At 65.2% G+C, this 17,525-nt stretch carries 14 protein-coding genes; 12 read left to right on the forward strand and 2 right to left on the reverse strand.

Annotation, left to right across the window (positions count from 1 at the left end):
* The first annotated feature begins 1 nt into the window (after position 1).
* From bioD to OEG79_RS02460, 6 genes are all read left to right on the forward strand, one after another.
* Complete coding sequence (gene bioD / locus OEG79_RS02435) at positions 2-688, forward strand: dethiobiotin synthase (protein WP_264147300.1); 687 nt, start codon at positions 2-4, stop codon at positions 686-688.
* 95 nt (positions 689-783) lie between these two features.
* Positions 784-1,083, forward strand: a complete 300-nt coding sequence (locus tag OEG79_RS02440) for a hypothetical protein (protein WP_264147301.1) — start codon at positions 784-786, stop codon at positions 1,081-1,083.
* Between the two features lie 43 nt (positions 1,084-1,126).
* On the forward strand, positions 1,127-1,864 hold the full coding sequence (locus OEG79_RS02445) for a putative metalloprotease CJM1_0395 family protein (protein ID WP_264147302.1): 738 nt from the start codon (positions 1,127-1,129) through the stop codon (positions 1,862-1,864).
* A 167-nt stretch (positions 1,865-2,031) separates the two neighbouring features.
* Positions 2,032-3,837, forward strand: coding sequence for a phenylacyl-CoA dehydrogenase (locus OEG79_RS02450; RefSeq protein WP_264147303.1), 1,806 nt, complete (start codon positions 2,032-2,034; stop codon positions 3,835-3,837).
* Between the two features lie 144 nt (positions 3,838-3,981).
* Entirely contained in the window at positions 3,982-5,271 is a 1,290-nt protein-coding gene (locus OEG79_RS02455; protein WP_264147304.1) for a GGDEF domain-containing protein, read from the forward strand.
* 173 nt (positions 5,272-5,444) lie between these two features.
* A complete protein-coding gene (locus OEG79_RS02460; RefSeq protein WP_264147305.1) occupies positions 5,445-7,223 on the forward strand; it encodes an acyl-CoA dehydrogenase C-terminal domain-containing protein in 1,779 nt (592 codons plus the stop codon).
* Positions 7,224-7,284: 61 nt separating this feature from the next.
* On the opposite strand, the gene OEG79_RS02465 is transcribed toward OEG79_RS02460, so the two are convergent.
* Both OEG79_RS02465 and OEG79_RS02470 read right to left on the reverse strand, forming a co-directional pair.
* On the reverse strand, positions 7,285-8,589 hold the full coding sequence (locus OEG79_RS02465) for an OprD family porin (RefSeq protein ID WP_264147306.1): 1,305 nt from the start codon (positions 8,587-8,589) through the stop codon (positions 7,285-7,287).
* A 261-nt stretch (positions 8,590-8,850) separates the two neighbouring features.
* Positions 8,851-9,447, reverse strand: coding sequence for a HutD family protein (locus OEG79_RS02470; RefSeq protein ID WP_264147307.1), 597 nt, complete (start codon positions 9,445-9,447; stop codon positions 8,851-8,853).
* A 227-nt stretch (positions 9,448-9,674) separates the two neighbouring features.
* Here OEG79_RS02470 and hutI point away from each other — a divergent pair, with 227 nt between their 5' ends.
* The 6 genes from hutI to hutC all read left to right on the forward strand — a co-directional run bounded on the left by hutI (position 9,675) and on the right by hutC (position 17,520).
* Positions 9,675-10,892, forward strand: coding sequence for an imidazolonepropionase (hutI, locus tag OEG79_RS02475; protein WP_264147308.1), 1,218 nt, complete (start codon positions 9,675-9,677; stop codon positions 10,890-10,892).
* Entirely contained in the window at positions 10,882-11,817 is a 936-nt protein-coding gene (hutG, locus tag OEG79_RS02480) for a formimidoylglutamase (RefSeq protein WP_264147309.1), read from the forward strand. Before hutI ends, hutG begins: the two co-directional genes overlap by 11 nt.
* An 88-nt stretch (positions 11,818-11,905) precedes the next feature.
* The gene (locus OEG79_RS02485) at positions 11,906-13,231 is read left to right on the forward strand and encodes a YjiH family protein (protein WP_264147310.1); all 1,326 of its coding nucleotides are present in this window, start codon (positions 11,906-11,908) and stop codon (positions 13,229-13,231) included.
* A gap of 38 nt (positions 13,232-13,269) precedes the next feature.
* Entirely contained in the window at positions 13,270-14,931 is a 1,662-nt protein-coding gene (hutU, locus tag OEG79_RS02490) for a urocanate hydratase (protein WP_264147311.1), read from the forward strand.
* Positions 14,932-15,044: 113 nt separating this feature from the next.
* Positions 15,045-16,580, forward strand: a complete 1,536-nt coding sequence (gene hutH / locus OEG79_RS02495; protein WP_264147312.1) for a histidine ammonia-lyase — start codon at positions 15,045-15,047, stop codon at positions 16,578-16,580.
* A gap of 226 nt (positions 16,581-16,806) precedes the next feature.
* Positions 16,807-17,520: a histidine utilization repressor gene (gene hutC, locus OEG79_RS02500; protein WP_264147313.1), complete on the forward strand. Its 714-nt coding sequence runs from the start codon at positions 16,807-16,809 to the stop codon at positions 17,518-17,520.
* Positions 17,521-17,525: the final 5 nt, after the last annotated feature.

Here is a 17,525-nt window from a genome sequence, read left to right on the forward strand (position 1 = left end):
CATGGCCCTCGCCTATTTCGTTACCGGCACCGATACGGAAGTCGGCAAGACCACCGTCGCTGCCAGCCTGCTGCATGCCGCGCGCCTGCGGGGCCTGAGCACGGCAGCGGCCAAACCGGTGGCGTCCGGTTGCGTGAAGACGGAGCAGGGGCTGCGTAATGACGATGCGCTGGCCTTGCTGGCGCAGTGTTCGTTGCCGCTGCGTTATGAAGAGGTCAATCCGCAGGCTTTCGAGCCGGCCATCGCGCCGCATCTGGCGGCCCGCGAAGCGGGCGTCGTGCTGGATGTCACCAGCCTGTATCAGCCTGTGCGGGAGGTGCTGGACAGGGGCGCCGATTTTTCTCTGGTAGAGGGGGCAGGCGGCTGGCGCGTGCCGCTTTCCGGCACGCAGACCCTCTCGGACCTGGCCATCGCGCTGGGTTTGCCGGTGATTCTGGTGGTCGGTGTACGCCTGGGCTGCATCAACCACGCCGTGCTGACTGCCGAGGCCATCGCCCGTGACGACCTGCAGTTGGCGGGCTGGGTGGCCAACATCGTCGAGCCGCAGACCTCGCGTCTGGAAGACAACCTGGCGACCCTTGCCGAGCGCCTGCCCGCACCGTGCCTGGGTCATGTGCCGAGGCTGGAGAGTGCCCGGGCCGATGCCGTTTCGGCTTGTCTCGACCTGGGCCGATTGCCTGGCTGGTAATAAACAGCAACCTGGCCATAGCCTTTTGCCTGTACATTTTTTAGCCGGTTTCTGCTTCAATGCGGGCTATCGAGCTACATCCCCAGAGGCTGCCAATGGACATTTCCACCAACGCATTCAGTTCGGCTCTGAGCGGCATTCAGGCCGGGCAGCGCCGCGTCGAACAGGCAGCCAGCGATATCGCCGGCAACACCGTAAATCCACTGCCGCAGCCCGCTCAGACCTCGTCGCAGAATCAGGTCAACCCGAGTTCGCAAGTGTCCGAGCGCAATCGGCCCGACGTGGCCGAAAGTCTCGTGGCATTGCGCATTGGTGAAAATGAAGTGCGTGCCAACGCGCGCGTCGTCGACACGGCAGACGAGGTGCTGGGCACGTTGATCGATACCCGTGCATAGGTAGTTTCATCACGGCTAGCCGGTAGCGGGGCAGGAGGCGCTCATGCAGATTGGCAACAGCCTGCCGGCTTTCACCCCAGCGTCCTCCGCCAGTCCGGCCAGGTCGCAGCCATCCGATGCGTCTGCCGACATCACCCGTGCCGATCAGGCGCCAGGCAGCGCTGTACGGGAGCAGCAAGCCAACTCCGCCGCCCCCGAACCGAAGGAGGCGGATCGCGACGCCAGTTCCACCACCCGAGCAGGTGAAGCCGAGCTCAGTCCCCAGGCGCAACGCCAGCAGCAACTGGAAATCGCCAACCTCGTGCAGCGCGACCGTGAGGTTCGCACGCATGAACAGGCGCACGCCGCCGTTGGCGGACAGTACGCCGGTTCGCCCACCTACAGTTTCAGGCGTGGCCCCGATGGCCAGCGCTACGCCGTGTCCGGCGAGGTCAGCATCGACACCGCCCCCGTCCCCAACGATCCCGAAGCAACGCTGCGCAAGATGGACGTTGTGTTGCGTGCCGCGCTCGCGCCAATCGAGCCCTCGCCGCAGGATCGTCGCGTAGCGGCGCAGGCCCAGGCGCAAGCAGCGCAGGCGCGTGTGGAGTTGGCCCAATTGCGTCGGGAGGAGGCCGACAAGGCCGTCGAGGAGCACAAGGCACGTGACGACGCCCGCTCAGCCGATGAAACGGCGCCAGAGCAGGCGCGGCAGACACCGTCGCCTGCGCCTGATCTCGATCTGTATCGGCGCCTGGGCGAACTGTCAGCGTCGGGGGCCAGCATCGATCTGGTCGCGTAGCGGCCGATTGGCAGCGCTTGACAAGGGGTTGGCGTAAACGTATGTTTCAAACGCCTGTTTGATTGCTTCGGCCGCAGCCTCGTGGCCAGGCAGCCGGGAGTGATCCCGAGAGCGACCGCCAAGACGGTCCCCCCAACTACTGGAATCCACCGCAGAGGTTTACCGTTATGCCTGATTACAAGGCCCCCTTGCGTGACATTCGTTTCGTTCGTGACGAGCTGCTGGGCTATGAAGCTCACTACCAGAGCCTGCCGGGCTGTCAGGACGCCACGCCGGACATGGTCGACGCCATCCTCGAAGAAGGCGCCAAGTTCTGCGAGCAGGTTCTGGCACCGCTGAACCGCGTGGGTGACACCGAGGGCTGCACCTGGAGCGAATCCGGCGTGAAGACTCCGACCGGTTTCAAAGAGGCCTATCAGCAGTTCGTCGAAGGCGGCTGGCCGAGCCTGGCTCACCACGTCGACCACGGCGGTCAGGGTCTGCCGGAATCTCTGGGTCTGGCGTTCAGCGAAATGATCGGCCAGGCCAACTGGGCCTGGGGCATGTACCCGGGTCTGTCCCACGGCGCGATGAACACCATCGAAGCCCATGGCACCGACGAGCAGAAGCACACCTACCTGACCAAGCTGGTTTCCGGCGAGTGGACCGGCACCATGTGCCTGACCGAGCCGCACTGCGGTACCGACCTGGGCATGCTGCGCACCAAGGCCGAACCGCAGGCTGACGGTACCTACAAGGTTTCCGGCACCAAGATCTTCATCTCCGCCGGCGAGCACGACATGTCCAGCAATATCGTGCACATCGTGCTGGCCCGCCTGCCCGACGCCCCGCAAGGCACCAAGGGCATTTCCCTGTTCATCGTGCCGAAGTTCCTGCCTGCCGCCGACGGCAGCGCCGGCGAGCGCAACGCCGTTTCCTGTGGCTCGATCGAGCACAAGATGGGCATCCACGGCAACGCCACCTGCGTGATGAACTTCGACGGCGCGACCGGCTACCTGATCGGCCCGGCCAACAAGGGCCTGAACTGCATGTTCACCTTCATGAACACCGCTCGCCTGGGTACCGCGCTGCAAGGCCTGGCCCACGCTGAAATCGGTTTCCAGGGTGGCATCAAGTACGCTCGCGAGCGTCTGCAGATGCGTTCGCTGACCGGCCCGAAAGCACCGGAAAAAGCCGCTGACCCGATCATCGTCCACCCGGACGTGCGTCGCATGCTGCTGACCATGAAAGCCTTCGCCGAAGGCAGCCGCGCGATGGTGTACTTCACCGCCAAGCAGGTCGACATCGTCAAGTACAGCCAGAACGAAGAAGAGAAGAAAGCCGCCGACGCGATGCTGGCCTTCCTGACTCCGATCGCCAAGGCGTTCATGACCGAAGTCGGCTTCGAAGCTGCCAACCACGGCGTACAGATCTATGGCGGCCACGGCTTCATCGCCGAGTGGGGCATGGAGCAGAACGTTCGCGATGCCCGTATCTCCATGCTGTACGAAGGCACCACCGGCATTCAGGCCCTCGACCTGCTGGGTCGTAAGGTCCTGATGACCCAGGGCGAAGCCCTCAAAGGCTTCACCAAGATCGTGCACAAGTTCTGCCAGGCCAACGAAGGCAACGAGGCCATCAAAGGTCTGGTCGCACCGCTGGCTCAGCTGAACAAGGAGTGGGGCGACCTGACCATGAAAGTGGGCATGGCCGCGATGAAAGACCGCGAAGAAGTCGGTGCCGCTTCGGTGGATTACCTGATGTACTCCGGTTACGCCTGCCTGGCCTACTTCTGGGCCGACATGGCTCGCCTGGCTGCCGAGAAGCTGGCTGCCGGTACCGACGACGAGGCCTTCTACAAGGCCAAGCTGCAGACCGCGCGCTTCTACTTCGAGCGCATCCTGCCGCGTACCCGTGCCCACGCAGCTGCCATGCTGTCCGGCGCCAACAACCTGATGGAAATGGACGAAGAGCATTTCGCTCTGGGCTACTGAGTCCTGATCGGTTGAAGTACAACGCCGCCCCTCGGGGCGGCGTTGTCGTTTTTGCGCCGAACACTGAAGTGAATGTCGCATCCGGTCGCTGTTTTAAGGCGTCGAAGCAGGCAGAATGCCTTCAACTCCCGCCAAGGATTCAGCGTGATACGTCTGGCCAATCTGCGCCTCAGTCACTTCCTTTCCTCGCTGCCCCTGTTGCTCGGTGCGTTGCTGGCTGCGCGTCTGCCGGTGTTGAGCGAGTTCTTCTCCTCCCTGTTCAATGTGCTGCCGACCCTGCTGTTGCTGCTCGGTGGTGCCTTCTGTCTGGTCTATGGCCGCCAGCGCGAAGTGTTCCTGCTGCTGGCGCTGTATGTCGGCTACTTCCTGCTGGACATTCAGGTCGATCACTTTCGTGACCACGGCCAGGTGCGTGAAGACGCTGCACTGGTCTTTCACCTGGTCAGCCTGTTGTTGCCCCTGCTCTATGCCCTCTACGGCTGTTGGGAGGAGCGTTCGCATCTGCTGCAGGACATCTTTGCCCGCACCCTGGTGCTGGTGGCGGTCAGCGCCGTGGCTGTCGGTCTGGCGCGGCGCTATCCGCAGGGCGTCGCCGAGTGGCTGGCGCAGATTCACTGGCCGGTGCTGCATGGGGCCTGGATGACGCTCGCGCAATTGTCCTATCTGGCCTTTTTCGTGGCGTTGGGTGCATTGCTGGTGCAGTACCTGCGCCGCCCGCGGCCGCTGCATGCGGCGCAGCTGGTCGGGCTGTCCGGCCTGCTGTGGATGTTGCCGCTGGTCTTCATCCTGGCCAACGCGCTGCAGGTGATGATCAGTCTGGTGATGCTCATGCTGGTGGCGGCCGTGGCGCATGAGGCCTATCAGATGGCCTTCCGTGACGAGCTGACCGGGTTGCCCGGTCGGCGCGCGCTCAATGAGCGCCTGCAGCGTTTGGGCCGCGACTACGTGATCGCCATGGTCGACGTCGACCATTTCAAGAAATTCAACGACACCCATGGCCATGACGTCGGGGATCAGGTCTTGCGGCTGGTTGCCAGTCAGCTGCGCAAGGTCGGTGGTGGCGGCAGGGCGTATCGCTATGGTGGCGAGGAATTCACCCTGCTGTTTCCGGGCAAGAACGTGGAGCAATGCCTGCCGCATATGGAAACGGTGCGCCTGGCCATCGAGCAGTACCGCATGCAGTTGCGTGACAAGCAGAGCCGCCCGCGTGACGACCGCGAGGGCAGGCAGCGACGTGCCGGCAAGGCGACAGGCGAAGTATCGGTGACCGTGAGCATGGGGGTGGCCGAGCGCCAGACGGAGCAGCGCAATCCGCATGAGGTGATCAAGGAGGCGGACAAGGCGCTCTACAGTGCCAAGGCTGCCGGACGCAACTGCATTCGCAGCGCCGGCCATCGTCGCGGAGCCGTCAAGCTGGCCGCCGGGAGCGAATGAGCCCTGGCCGGCGAATGCTTGCAGCCAGGTTCTGCCTGCAGGTAGAGGGTTTTCAGATCACGCAGTTTATGACTTTGTATGGATTATTGGTCACAACACGACCCTATGTGTCTATAAAGTTGTTCAAGTAAACTCGGCTCTCTCACGTAAGTCCGTTTTTTCGAGGATGTGTCATGGCCGATTACAAAGCCCCCCTGCGCGACATGCGCTTCGTGCTCAATGAAGTATTCGAAGTCTCCAAGCTCTGGGCCGAGTTGCCGGCCTTGGCCGAGGTGGTGGACGAAGACACCGCCAGTGCCATTCTCGAGGAGGCCGGCAAGGTCACCGCAGGCAGCATCGCGCCGCTCAACCGCAGCGGTGACGAAGAAGGCTGCTCCTGGACCGACGGCGTGGTGAAAACCCCGGCGGGCTTCCCCGAGGCCTACCGCACCTACGCCGAAGGCGGCTGGGTGGGCGTGGGCGGATCGCCGGAGTTTGGCGGCATGGGCATGCCCAAGGTGATCGGCGCCCAGGTCGAGGAAATGGTCAACTCGGCCAACCTGTCCTTCGGCCTGTACCCGATGCTGACCGCCGGTGCCTGCCTGTCGATCCTCAACCACGCCAGCGAAGAGCTGAAGAACCAGTACCTGCCGAACATGTACGCCGGTGTATGGGCCGGTTCGATGTGCCTGACCGAGCCGCACGCCGGTACTGACCTGGGCATCATCCGCACCAAGGCCGAACCGCAGGCCGATGGCAGCTACAAGATCACCGGCACCAAGATCTTCATTACCGGCGGCGAGCACGACCTGACCGAGAACATCATCCACCTGGTACTGGCCAAGCTGCCGGACGCCCCGGCCGGTCCGAAGGGCATCTCGCTGTTCATCGTGCCCAAGGTCATGGTCAACGCCGACGGTTCGCTGGGCGAGAAGAACTCCCTGGGCTGCGGCTCCATCGAGCACAAGATGGGCATCAAGGCCTCGGCCACCTGCGTGATGAACTTCGACGGCGCTACCGGCTACCTGGTTGGCGAGGTGAACAAGGGCCTCAACGCCATGTTCACCATGATGAACTACGAGCGCCTGGGCGTGGGTATTCAGGGCCTGGCCCTGGGTGAGCGCTCCTATCAGAGCGCCATCGAATACGCCCGCGAGCGCATCCAGAGCCGCGCGCCGACCGGCCCGGTAGCCGAGGACAAGGCCGCCGACCCGATCATCGTGCACCCGGACGTGCGTCGCATGCTGCTGACCATGAAGGCGCTGAACGAAGGCGGCCGCGCCTTCTCCAGCTATGTCGCCATGCAGCTGGACACCGCCAAGTACAGCGAGGACAAGGAAACCGCCAAGCGCGCCGAGGAGCTGGTCGCCCTGCTGACCCCGGTGGCCAAGGCCTTCCTCACCGACATGGGCCTGGAAACCACCGTGCATGGCCAGCAGATCTTCGGCGGCCACGGCTTCATTCGCGAATGGGGCCAGGAGCAGCTGGTACGCGACTGCCGTATCACCCAGATCTATGAAGGTACCAACGGCATCCAGTCGCTGGACCTGGTCGGGCGCAAGATCGTCGGCAGCGGTGGCAGCTTCTACAAGCACCTGTCCGACGAGATCAAGGGCTTCGTGGCCTCCGCCGATGCGAGCCTCGACGAGTTCACCAAGCCGCTGGCCGCTGCCGTACAGAACCTGGATGAGCTGACCGCCTGGGTGCTGGACCGCGCCAAGAGCAACCCGAACGAAATCGGCGCTGCCTCGGTGGAGTATCTGCAGGTGTTCGGCTACACCGCCTACGCCTACATGTGGGCACTGATGGCCCGCGCCGCGCTGGGCAAGGAAGGTCAGGACGATTTCTACGCCAGCAAGCTGGGCTCCGCGCGTTTCTACTTCGCCCGCCTGCTGCCGCGCATTCACTCGCTGAGTGCGTCGGTCAAGGCCGGCAGCGAATCGCTGTATCTGCTGGATGCCGCGCAGTTCTGATCACGCCGCATCGTCTGAAAGGAGCCCCGGCCCGCGTGCCGGGGCTTCTGCATTTACGGGGTCAGAAAATCTCGTACGGGAACTCGATGATCAGGCGAACCTGATCTGAGGACACGTCGGATTTGCCATTACCGATACGGTGCGTGGCCTGGCGCAGTTTGAAGGACAGGTCCTTGGCAGGGCCGCTCTGCACTACGTAACCCACGGCGATATCACGCTCCCAGTGATCTTCGCTGTCGGCGTAGTAGGCGTAGGGGCTGGTCGGATCCATCTTGCTGCCATCGACGTCGGTACCACGGATATAGCGAGCATGGAAGGTCAGGCCGGGCACGCCATAGCTGGCCATGTTCAGATCATAGAACAGACCCCAGGAGCGTTCGTTGGGGCCGTTGAAGTCCACAAGCTGTGAGGAGTTGGCCAGGTAGATGGAGTCGTGGTAGGTGCCCGGCCCCATGCCCAGGTAGTCGAACGGCTGGTCGCCATTGATGCGCTGGTGGGTCAGTTTGAAGGTATGCGCGCCGAGGGTATAGGCCGCAGCGAACGACCAGGCGGTAACGCCGATTTCGCCAGCCAGCTTGCGGCCTTCGTCATTCGAGCGATAGATATTGAAGTCGAAGTTCAGGCTCTGGTCGTCGCTCAGCGAGTAGGTGTAGTTCGTGTTGGCGTAGTACTGACGCCAGATGTCCTTGTACTCGGAACCGTATAGGCTGACGCTGAGGTTGTCGGTGATGGCGTAGTTGCCCCCAACGAAGTCTACCGTGTCGGTACTGACACCCGCATAGGACGCATAGAAATCATCGTCGCTGTTGGTGCTGTTGAAGTCCTTGGATGCGGTGATGTGTCCGGCTTCGAGATCCAGACCAGCCCACTCGGAACTGGTCAGCCAGAAACCGGTGGCGGTACCCGGAACCAGACGCGCATCGGCTGGGGCGAAAACCGGGTTGTAGGGGCGCAGATTGTTGCCATAACGCAGTTCGGTGCTGGATATGCGCATTTTCACCGATGCGCCTGCAGAACCGGCTGCATCCTTGGTGCCTTCGCCATCCGGCACCAGCACGCCGGCCTGCCCGGAGTAGCCACGACCACCATCGAGTTTGATCGCTGAATAGGCACTCAGATCAACACCGAAACCAACGGTGCCCTGGGTGTAGCCGGAGGTGTAGTCGAGACGAAGACCCTGGCCCCATTCGCGCCGGTCATCCGCGCCGCTGTGGCGGTCGTGATTCCAGTAGATGTTGCGAGTCATGAACTTCAGGTGACTGTCTTCTATGAAGCCCTGGCTTTCGGCCTGATTGGCCAGGGCCAGTGGTGTCCCCGTTGCGGTGCTGATGGCCAGGGCCAGTAGTGTTTTCCTGCGAAATGACATGACTTTGCTCTCCGTATGTTTATAGACATCGTTGGCGGCAGAGAAAGGGGTGTCGCGTCCTCCCTTGATCAGGCGAGTGTGTTGAAAGGGCCGTTGTGCTGGCCGTGAAGCAGCGAATCCCCCGAAGTTCGCATGCGGCGAACCCGGGGGAGGGTACGGAGGTGAAGGGAGGTGCAATGGGTGAGAGCGACAGCCGCCGGTCAGATAGCGACGTGATGGCGCATTGATAATGGGTGGAGGTCGCTTTTTGTGTACGGCGGGTCATGCAGAGCCTTTGCATAACCGGCCAACATAGAGCCGCGAGGGATGATCACATCCCAGCTTGAGAGGTCCCTGCTCGTTCTCCAGCAGCACTCCGCTGTGCGCGGGCAGCACCTGCCGGTCGCCCTCCGATATCTGATAGCGCACGCTATGGGACGTCGTATTCCACAGCAGCAACGCTTCGGCATCGATTCTCAGCGTCTGCTCGCCGTCCAGCCACAGTGATCGCAGCTCATGATTCCAGGCGCCGCGCCGGGTCATGAGATTGAGGTCGGTGATCGGACCATCCTGCAGGTGTGCGCTGATCGCTTCTTCGCCATCGAATGCCACGGCTGCGCCGCCACTGATCAGCGTCTGGCGCTGGCCGTTCTGTCGTTGCAGATGCAAGCCGTTACCGGCGAGCACAGCCAGGCTACGGTCGACTCCCGGAAAGCTGGAGAAGGCGCCGTCCAGTGCAACCTGCGCACTGCTGATGCGCCAGGCGAAATCATCCAGGCTGGCGCCCACTGGCGAGATGGCCAGCTCCAGAGTGGTGCCGCCTCCGTTCTTCCAGGGCATCGCACGGGCCGTTGCCGGATCGAGCGGGGTAAAGGCCATGAGTCCTCCAAATGTATATACATAGCGGTTAAGCCGACGAACGGTTCCGATCGCAGGTTCCGTGTCCCGGTCTCCGAGATAGAGGCTGGCGGCCCGCCGGATAGCGATGTTCACACATCTCAGGGGCCTGCTTAGCCTTGATCAATGCCAGCTTCTGCCGATCAGGCTGGCTTGACGTCGATTCGAACCGCTCATATTGTATATACAAAACAAGTCGGGAGAACCCCATGCCCATGCATTCCACCTCGAAACAGCTCTGGCGCGATGTACAGGTCTTCGATGGCCTGGCGCAGCTGGACGAGGCGATGAACGTGCTGGTCGAGAACGGCCGCATTGCCGGCCTGTGGTCATCGCGTACTTTCGACGAGACGCTGGCGCAGGGTGCAGTGGAGGCAGGTCGCGGCGGCGTGATGACCCCAGGCCTGGTCGACTGCCATACCCATCTGGTCTATGCCGGCGACCGCGCCGGCGAGTTCGAGCAGCGCCTGGAAGGCGTCAGTTACGAGGAAATCGCCCGCGCCGGCGGCGGCATCCTCAGCAGTGTGCGCGCCACCCGTGCCGCCAGCGTGGATGACCTGATCGCCGCCAGCCTGCCGCGCCTCGATGCGCTGCTGGCCGATGGCGTGACCACGGTGGAGATCAAGTCCGGCTACGGCCTGACCGTCGCCGACGAACTGAAGATGCTGCGTGTGGCCCGTCGCCTGGGCGAGCTGCGGCCGGTGCGGGTCATCACCACGCTGCTCGGTGCCCATGCCCTGCCGCCGGAGTACAGCGGCCGCGCCGATGACTACGTGAGCCTGGTCTGCGAGGAGATGATCCCAGCGGCCGCCGCCGAGGGCCTGGCCGATGCGGTGGACGTGTTCTGCGAGGGCATCGGCTTCTCCCCGGCGCAGTGCGAGCGCATCTACCAGGCAGCCCAGGCCCATGGCCTGGCGATCAAGGCGCATGCCGAGCAGCTCTCCAACCTCGGTGGCAGCGCCCTGGCGGCGCGTTATGGCGCCCTGTCCGCCGACCATATCGAGTATCTGGACGAGGCCGGAGTGCGCGCCATGGCCGAGGCCGGCACGGTGGCCGTGTTGCTGCCCGGTGCCTTCCACATGCTGCGTGAAACCCGGTTGCCGCCCATCGCGCTGCTGCGCCAGTACGGCGTGCCCATGGCCGTGGCCAGCGACGCCAACCCCGGCACCTCGCCGATCTGCATGCCGACGCTGATGGCCAACCTGGCCTGCACCCTGCTGCGCCTCACCCCGCGTGAAGCCCTGGCCGGCATGACCGCCCACGGTGCCCGTGCCCTCGGCCTGGCCGAGCTGGGCCGTATCACCGTCGGCGCCCCGGCCGACCTGTGCCTGTGGGATATCCGGCAACCGGCCGAACTGGCCTATGCGGTGCAGGCCGGGCGCCTGCGCCAGCGCGTGTTCAATGGAGCCGTCACTCATGCTCGCTGATCGTCACAGCATGGCCGCCTGGAGCGGTCGTACCGACCCGGAAGCCGACAGCGCGCGCTGGCACCAGCGCATCCAGGCGCTGGCCGAAGGCAGCCAGCCGGGCCTGGCCCTGCTCGGTTTCGCCTGCGACGAGGGCGTGCGCCGCAACCATGGCCGCGTCGGCGCTGCCGGCGCGCCGCAGAGCGTGCGCAAGGCGCTGGCCAACCTGGCCTGGCACCGCCAGGCGCCGGCCTACGACGCCGGTGACGTGACCTGCGAGGACGGCGACCTGGAGGCGGCGCAGGCGCGCCTGGCGCACAACGTCTGTGCACTGCTGGATGCCGGCCATCTGCCGCTGGTGATCGGGGGCGGCCACGAGGTGGCCTTCGGCAGCTGGTCCGGCCTGGCCGAGCATCTCTCCGGCAACCCGGCGCCAAAAATCGGCATCGTCAACTTCGACGCGCATTTCGACCTGCGCGACGCGACCCATGTGCATTCCTCCGGCACGCCCTTCGCGCAGATTGCCGACCAGTGCGCCGCCCGCGGCTGGCCGTTCCGCTACGCCTGTGTCGGCGTCAGCCGCGCCAGCAACACCCGCGCGCTGTTCGCCCGCGCCGCCGAGCTGAACGTGCTGGTGCGCGAGGACCGGGAGATCCGCGAGTCCACCCTGGCCACCATCGGCGCCGAACTGGACGCCTTCGCCGCGGAGTGCGACGCGCTCTACCTGACCATCGACATCGACGTGCTGCCGGCCTGCGAAGCGCCCGGCGTCAGCGCGCCGGCCGCCCGGGGCGTGCGCCTGGAACTGCTTGAGCCGCTGCTCGAACGGCTCAAGGCCAGCGGCAAGCTGCGCCTGGCCGACCTGGCCGAGATCAACCCGGAATACGACACCGACAACCGTACCGCCAGGGTGGCGGCGCGGCTGATTCACCTGCTCAGCCTCTGAGCTTCCACGGACGGCGCTTTCCCGCACAACAACAAATACGAGGAAAACCCGATGTCCATTACCGCCCGCCGCGGCCAGGAGCCGTGTCATGTCTGAGTCGCTATCCTTGAGCAGCGGCGTGTCGCGCCAGCGCGCCCTGACCCGTCTGCTGGGCTACAGCCTGATCGGCCTGCTGCTGTTCTTCGTGCCGTTCGACATCGGCGGTCGCTCGACCATTCTCCTCGACCACGCCGCCAGCGCCCTGCAGCAGCATGCGCGGCCGCTGGTGATCGGCCTGGCGCTGCTGTTCATGCTCTGGGGCGCGCTGGCGCCCTGGCTCGACGGCAGCTGGCGCAGGAGCGCGACCCATCGGGTATTCAGTGTGCTCAAGGTGGCCGGCCTGCTGATCGGCGTGGCCTACCTGCTGCACCTCGGCCCGGACGCGCTGTTCCAGCCGGACATGCTGCCATTCTTGTTCGACAAGCTGGTGCTGAGCCTGGCGCTGATCGTGCCGCTGGGTTCGCTGGCGCTGGTGTTCCTGATCGGCTTCGGCCTGCTGGAGCTGATCGGCGTGCTGATGCAACCGGTGATGCGGCCGATCTGGCGCACCCCGGGCAAGTCGGCCATCGACGCTGTGGCGTCCTTCGTCGGCAGCTACTCGGTGGGCCTGCTGATTACCGACCGCATGTACCAGCAGGGCCACTACAGCGTGCGCGAAGCGGCGATCATCGCCACCGGCTTCTCCACCGTGTCCGCGCCGTTCATGGTGATCATCGCCAAGACCCTGGGCCTGATGGGCCAGTGGAATCTGTATTTCTGGGGCGCCATGGCGGTGACCTTCGCCGTCACCGCCATCAGCGCGCGCATCTACCCGCTGTCGCGTCTGCCGTCCGAGTCCGCACCCGAGGCGCAACTGCGGCCCGGTGAAAGCCGTCTGGGCAGCGCCTGGCGCGCCGGCATGCAGCAGGCCAGCATCGCCCCTTCGCTGGGCTCGGCGCTGCGCGAAACCTTCCTCGACGGCCTGCGCATGACTGCTGCGATCCTGCCGAGCATTCTCGCCGTCGGCCTGCTCGGCTTGTTGGCCGCCAAGTACACCCCGCTGTTCGACGCCCTCGGCGTGCTGCTCTACCCGCTGACCTGGCTGTTCGGCCTGGCCGAACCCATGCAGGTCGCCCGTGCCATTTCCGCCGGCCTGGCGGAGATGTTCCTGCCGGCGATGCTGCTCAAGGACGCCGACGTGCTGGTGAAGTTCGTCACCGCCATCGTCTCGGTCAGCAGCGTGCTGTTTCTCTCTGCCTCGATTCCCTGCGTGCTGGCCACGCGGATCCCGCTGAGCCTCGGCCAGCTGCTGCTGATCTGGCTGCAGCGCACCCTGCTCAGCCTGCTGCTGGCCATTCCGCTGGCCTACCTCGCTCAATTTCTGGGTTGGCTCTGACCGCCCATCACTGACCCGTTCCACAGGAGCCCCGCAACATGACCAAGTTCCGCGACACCGAAATCCGCGCCCCGCGCGGCACCCAGCTCAATGCCAAGAGCTGGCTGACCGAAGCGCCGCTGCGCATGCTGATGAACAACCTCGACCCGGACGTGGCCGAGAATCCCAGGGAACTGGTGGTGTATGGCGGCATCGGCCGCGCCGCGCGCAACTGGGAGTGCTACGACAAGATCGTCGAGACCCTCAAGGAGCTGAACGACGACGAGACCCTGCTGGTGCAGTCCGGCAAGCCGGTCGGCGTGTTCAAGACCCACGCCAACGCCCCGCGCGTGCTGATCGCCAACTCCAACCTGGTGCCGCACTGGGCGAGCTGGGAGCACTTCAACGAACTGGATGCCAAGGGCCTGGCCATGTACGGCCAGATGACCGCCGGCAGCTGGATCTACATCGGCAGCCAGGGCATCGTTCAGGGCACCTACGAGACCTTCGTCGAGGCCGGTCGCCAGCACTACGGCGGCAACCTCAAGGGCCGCTGGGTGCTGACCGCAGGCCTCGGCGGCATGGGCGGCGCCCAGCCGCTGGCCGCCACCCTGGCCGGCGCCTGCTCGCTGAACATCGAATGCCAGCAGAGCAGCATCGATTTCCGCCTGCGCAGCCGCTATGTCGACGAGCAGGCCACCGATCTGGACGACGCCCTGGCGCGCATTGCCAGGTACACCAGCGAAGGCAAGGCCATCTCCGTCGCCCTGCTGGGCAACGCCGCCGAAATCCTGCCGGAGCTGGTGCGCCGTGGCGTGCGTCCGGACATGGTCACCGACCAGACCAGCGCCCACGACCCGCTCAACGGCTACCTGCCGATTGGCTGGACCTGGGAGCAGTACCGCGACCGCACGCAGACCGACCCCGCCGCCGTGGTCAAGGCCGCAAAGCAGTCCATGGCCGTGCATGTGCAGGCCATGCTCGACTTCCAGAAGATGGGCGTGCCGACCTTCGACTACGGCAACAACATCCGCCAGATGGCCAAGGAAGAGGGCGTGAGCAATGCCTTCGACTTCCCCGGCTTCGTCCCGGCCTATATCCGTCCGCTGTTCTGCCGTGGCATCGGCCCGTTCCGCTGGGCGGCGCTGTCCGGCAACCCCGAAGACATCTACAAGACCGACGCCAAGGTCAAGGAACTGATCCCGGACGATGCCCACCTGCACCGCTGGCTGGACATGGCCCGCGAGCGCATCGCCTTCCAGGGCCTGCCGGCGCGTATCTGCTGGGTCGGTCTGGGTCTGCGTGCCAAGCTCGGCCTGGCCTTCAACGAGATGGTACGCAGCGGCGAGTTGTCGGCGCCCATCGTCATCGGCCGCGACCACCTGGACAGCGGCTCGGTATCCAGCCCCAACCGCGAGACCGAAGCGATGGCCGACGGCTCCGATGCCGTATCCGACTGGCCGCTGCTCAACGCCCTGCTCAACACCGCCAGCGGCGCCACCTGGGTCTCGCTGCACCATGGCGGCGGCGTGGGCATGGGCTTCTCCCAGCATTCGGGTATGGTCATCGTCTGCGATGGCACCGACGAAGCCGCCGCGCGCATTGCCCGCGTGCTGACCAACGACCCGGGCACCGGCGTGATGCGTCACGCCGATGCCGGTTACCAGATCGCCATCGATTGCGCCCGCGAGCAGGGTCTGAAGCTGCCGATGATCGGCTGAACCTCTGGGCAGGCCTGTCGCCTGCCCAGCCCATTTACCGCTGCGCGGGGCCGGCCGTTTGCGTCATCATCCGGCCGGGCCCGCGAGCCGAACCAGTCGTGGAAGAACACTCGATGAGCACCCTGAACCTGAAACCCGGCCAGCTGACCCTGGCCGACCTGCGCGCCGCCTACCAGGCGCCCGTGCACCTGACTCTGGACGCCTCGGCCCACCCGGCCATCGACGCCAGCGTCGCCTGCGTCGAGAACATCATCGCCGAGGGCCGCACGGCCTACGGCATCAACACCGGCTTCGGCCTGCTGGCCTCGACCCGCATCGCCAGCGACGACCTGGAAAAGCTGCAGCGTTCGCTGGTGCTGTCCCACGCCGCCGGCATCGGTGAGCCGCTGAGTGACGCCATGGTGCGGCTGATCATGCTGCTGAAGATCAACAGCCTGGCGCGCGGCTTCTCCGGCATCCGCCGCAAGGTGATCGAGGCGCTGATCGCCCTGGTCAACGCCGAGGTCTATCCGCATATCCCGCTGAAGGGCTCGGTCGGCGCGTCCGGCGACCTGGCGCCGCTGGCGCATATGTCGCTGGTACTGCTGGGCGAAAGCCAGGCGCGGCACAAGGGCCAGTGGCTGCCGGCCAGCGAAGCACTGGCCGTCGCCGGCCTGGAGCCGATGACCCTGGCGGCCAAGGAGGGCCTGGCGCTGCTCAACGGTACCCAGGTGTCTACCGGCTACGCCCTGCGCGGGCTGTTCGAGGCCGAGGACCTGTACGCCGCCGCCAGCGTCTGCGGCGCGCTGAGCGTCGAGGCGCTGCTGGGTTCGCGCTCGCCGTTCGATGCGCGCATCCATGCCGCCCGCGGCCAGCGCGGGCAGATCGATGCGGCCGCCGCCTTCCGTCACCTGCTCGGCGACAGCAGCGAGATCGGCCGCTCCCACGCTGATTGCGACAAGGTGCAGGACCCGTACTCGCTGCGTTGCCAGCCGCAGGTCATGGGCGCCTGCCTGACCCAGCTGCGCCAGGCCGCCGAGGTGCTGCAGATCGAGGCCAACGCCGTGTCGGACAACCCGCTGGTGTTCGCCGCCGAAGGCGAGGTGATTTCCGGCGGCAACTTCCACGCCGAGCCGGTGGCCATGGCCGCCGACAATATCGCGCTGGCGATTGCGGAAATTGGCTCTCTCAGTGAACGCCGCATCTCGCTGATGATGGACAAGCACATGTCGCAGCTGCCGCCGTTCCTGGTGGCCAATGGCGGGGTCAACTCCGGCTTCATGATCGCCCAGGTCACCGCCGCGGCCCTGGCCAGCGACAACAAGGCGCTGGCCCACCCGCACAGCATCGACAGCCTGCCCACCTCGGCCAACCAGGAGGACCACGTGTCCATGGCGCCGAACGCCGGCAAGCGCCTGTGGGACATGGCCGCCAACACCCGCGGCATCCTCGCCGTCGAGTGGCTCGGCGCCTGCCAGGGTCTGGACTTCCGCGAGGGACTGAAAAGCACCCCGGCGCTGGAACAGGCGCGGCAGACACTGCGCGCGCGGGTGCCGTACTACGTCGAGGACCGCTTCTTCGCCCCGGACATCGCCGCCGCCGACGAACTGCTGGCCGAGCGCGTACTGACGCCGCTGCTGCCAGCCGGCATGCTGCCGTCGGTAGGCTGAGAACGGCGGTAGCGTAGCCCGGATGCAATCCGGGGCCTTGATATAGGCCCCGGATTGCATCCGGGCTACGGTCTTTGTGCAGGAGCCGCGCCCCGCGGCGAATGGTGATCATGCCGCAGCTCTTGCTGAGTGGCCGCGACCGCTTACGTCCTGAGGCAGGGCTCCTGCGAGATCATTCGTAGGGCTGATGTATCATCCGCGCACCGGGCATTACCAAGGAGTTGCCGTGACCAGTCCCACCCCGCGCTACAAGGCCATCGAGGATTTTCTTCTCGAGCGCATTCACGGCGGTGCCTATCCGGTCAATCACCAGATTCCGCCCGAGGAGCAGTTGGCCCGAGATTTCGGCGTCAGCCGCATGACCGCCAACAAGGCGATCCAGAATCTGGTGCAGAAGGGTTATCTGGTGCGTCAGGCCGGGCTTGGCACCTTCGTCACCGATCGCAAGGCCGAGTCGCCGCTGCACGAGGTGATGAACATCGCCAGTGAGGTGCGTGGTCGTGGGCACGCGTACAGCAACGTCGTGGTGCGTTGCGAGGCCATCGCAGCCGATGACGAGGTGGCCCTGCGCCTCGGCTTGCGTCTGGGCGGTGAGGTGTTTCACAGCATCCTCGTGCACCTGCAGGATGGCCTGCCGATCCAGCTCGAGGACCGCTTCGTCAATCCGCGCTGGGTGCCGCATTACCTGCAGAGCGATTTCACCCAGGTCACGCCCAACGAGGTGCTGGTCGCCAGTTGCCCGATCTCGGACGTCGAGCATGTAGTGGAAGCGGTGCTGGTAGATGCGCGCACGGCCGAACTGCTGCAAATCGACCCGGCCATGCCCTGCCTGAGCGTGATTCGCCGTACCTGGTCGGACGATCACCTGATCAGCTACGCGCGGCTGATCCATCCTGGTGATCGCTACAAGCTGCGCTCGCTGCACAAGCGCAGAGGCTAGGCTTT

Origin of the sequence: Pseudomonas sp. Z8(2022) (assembly GCF_025837155.1) — a bacterium.
GTDB lineage: Bacteria > Pseudomonadota > Gammaproteobacteria > Pseudomonadales > Pseudomonadaceae > Aquipseudomonas.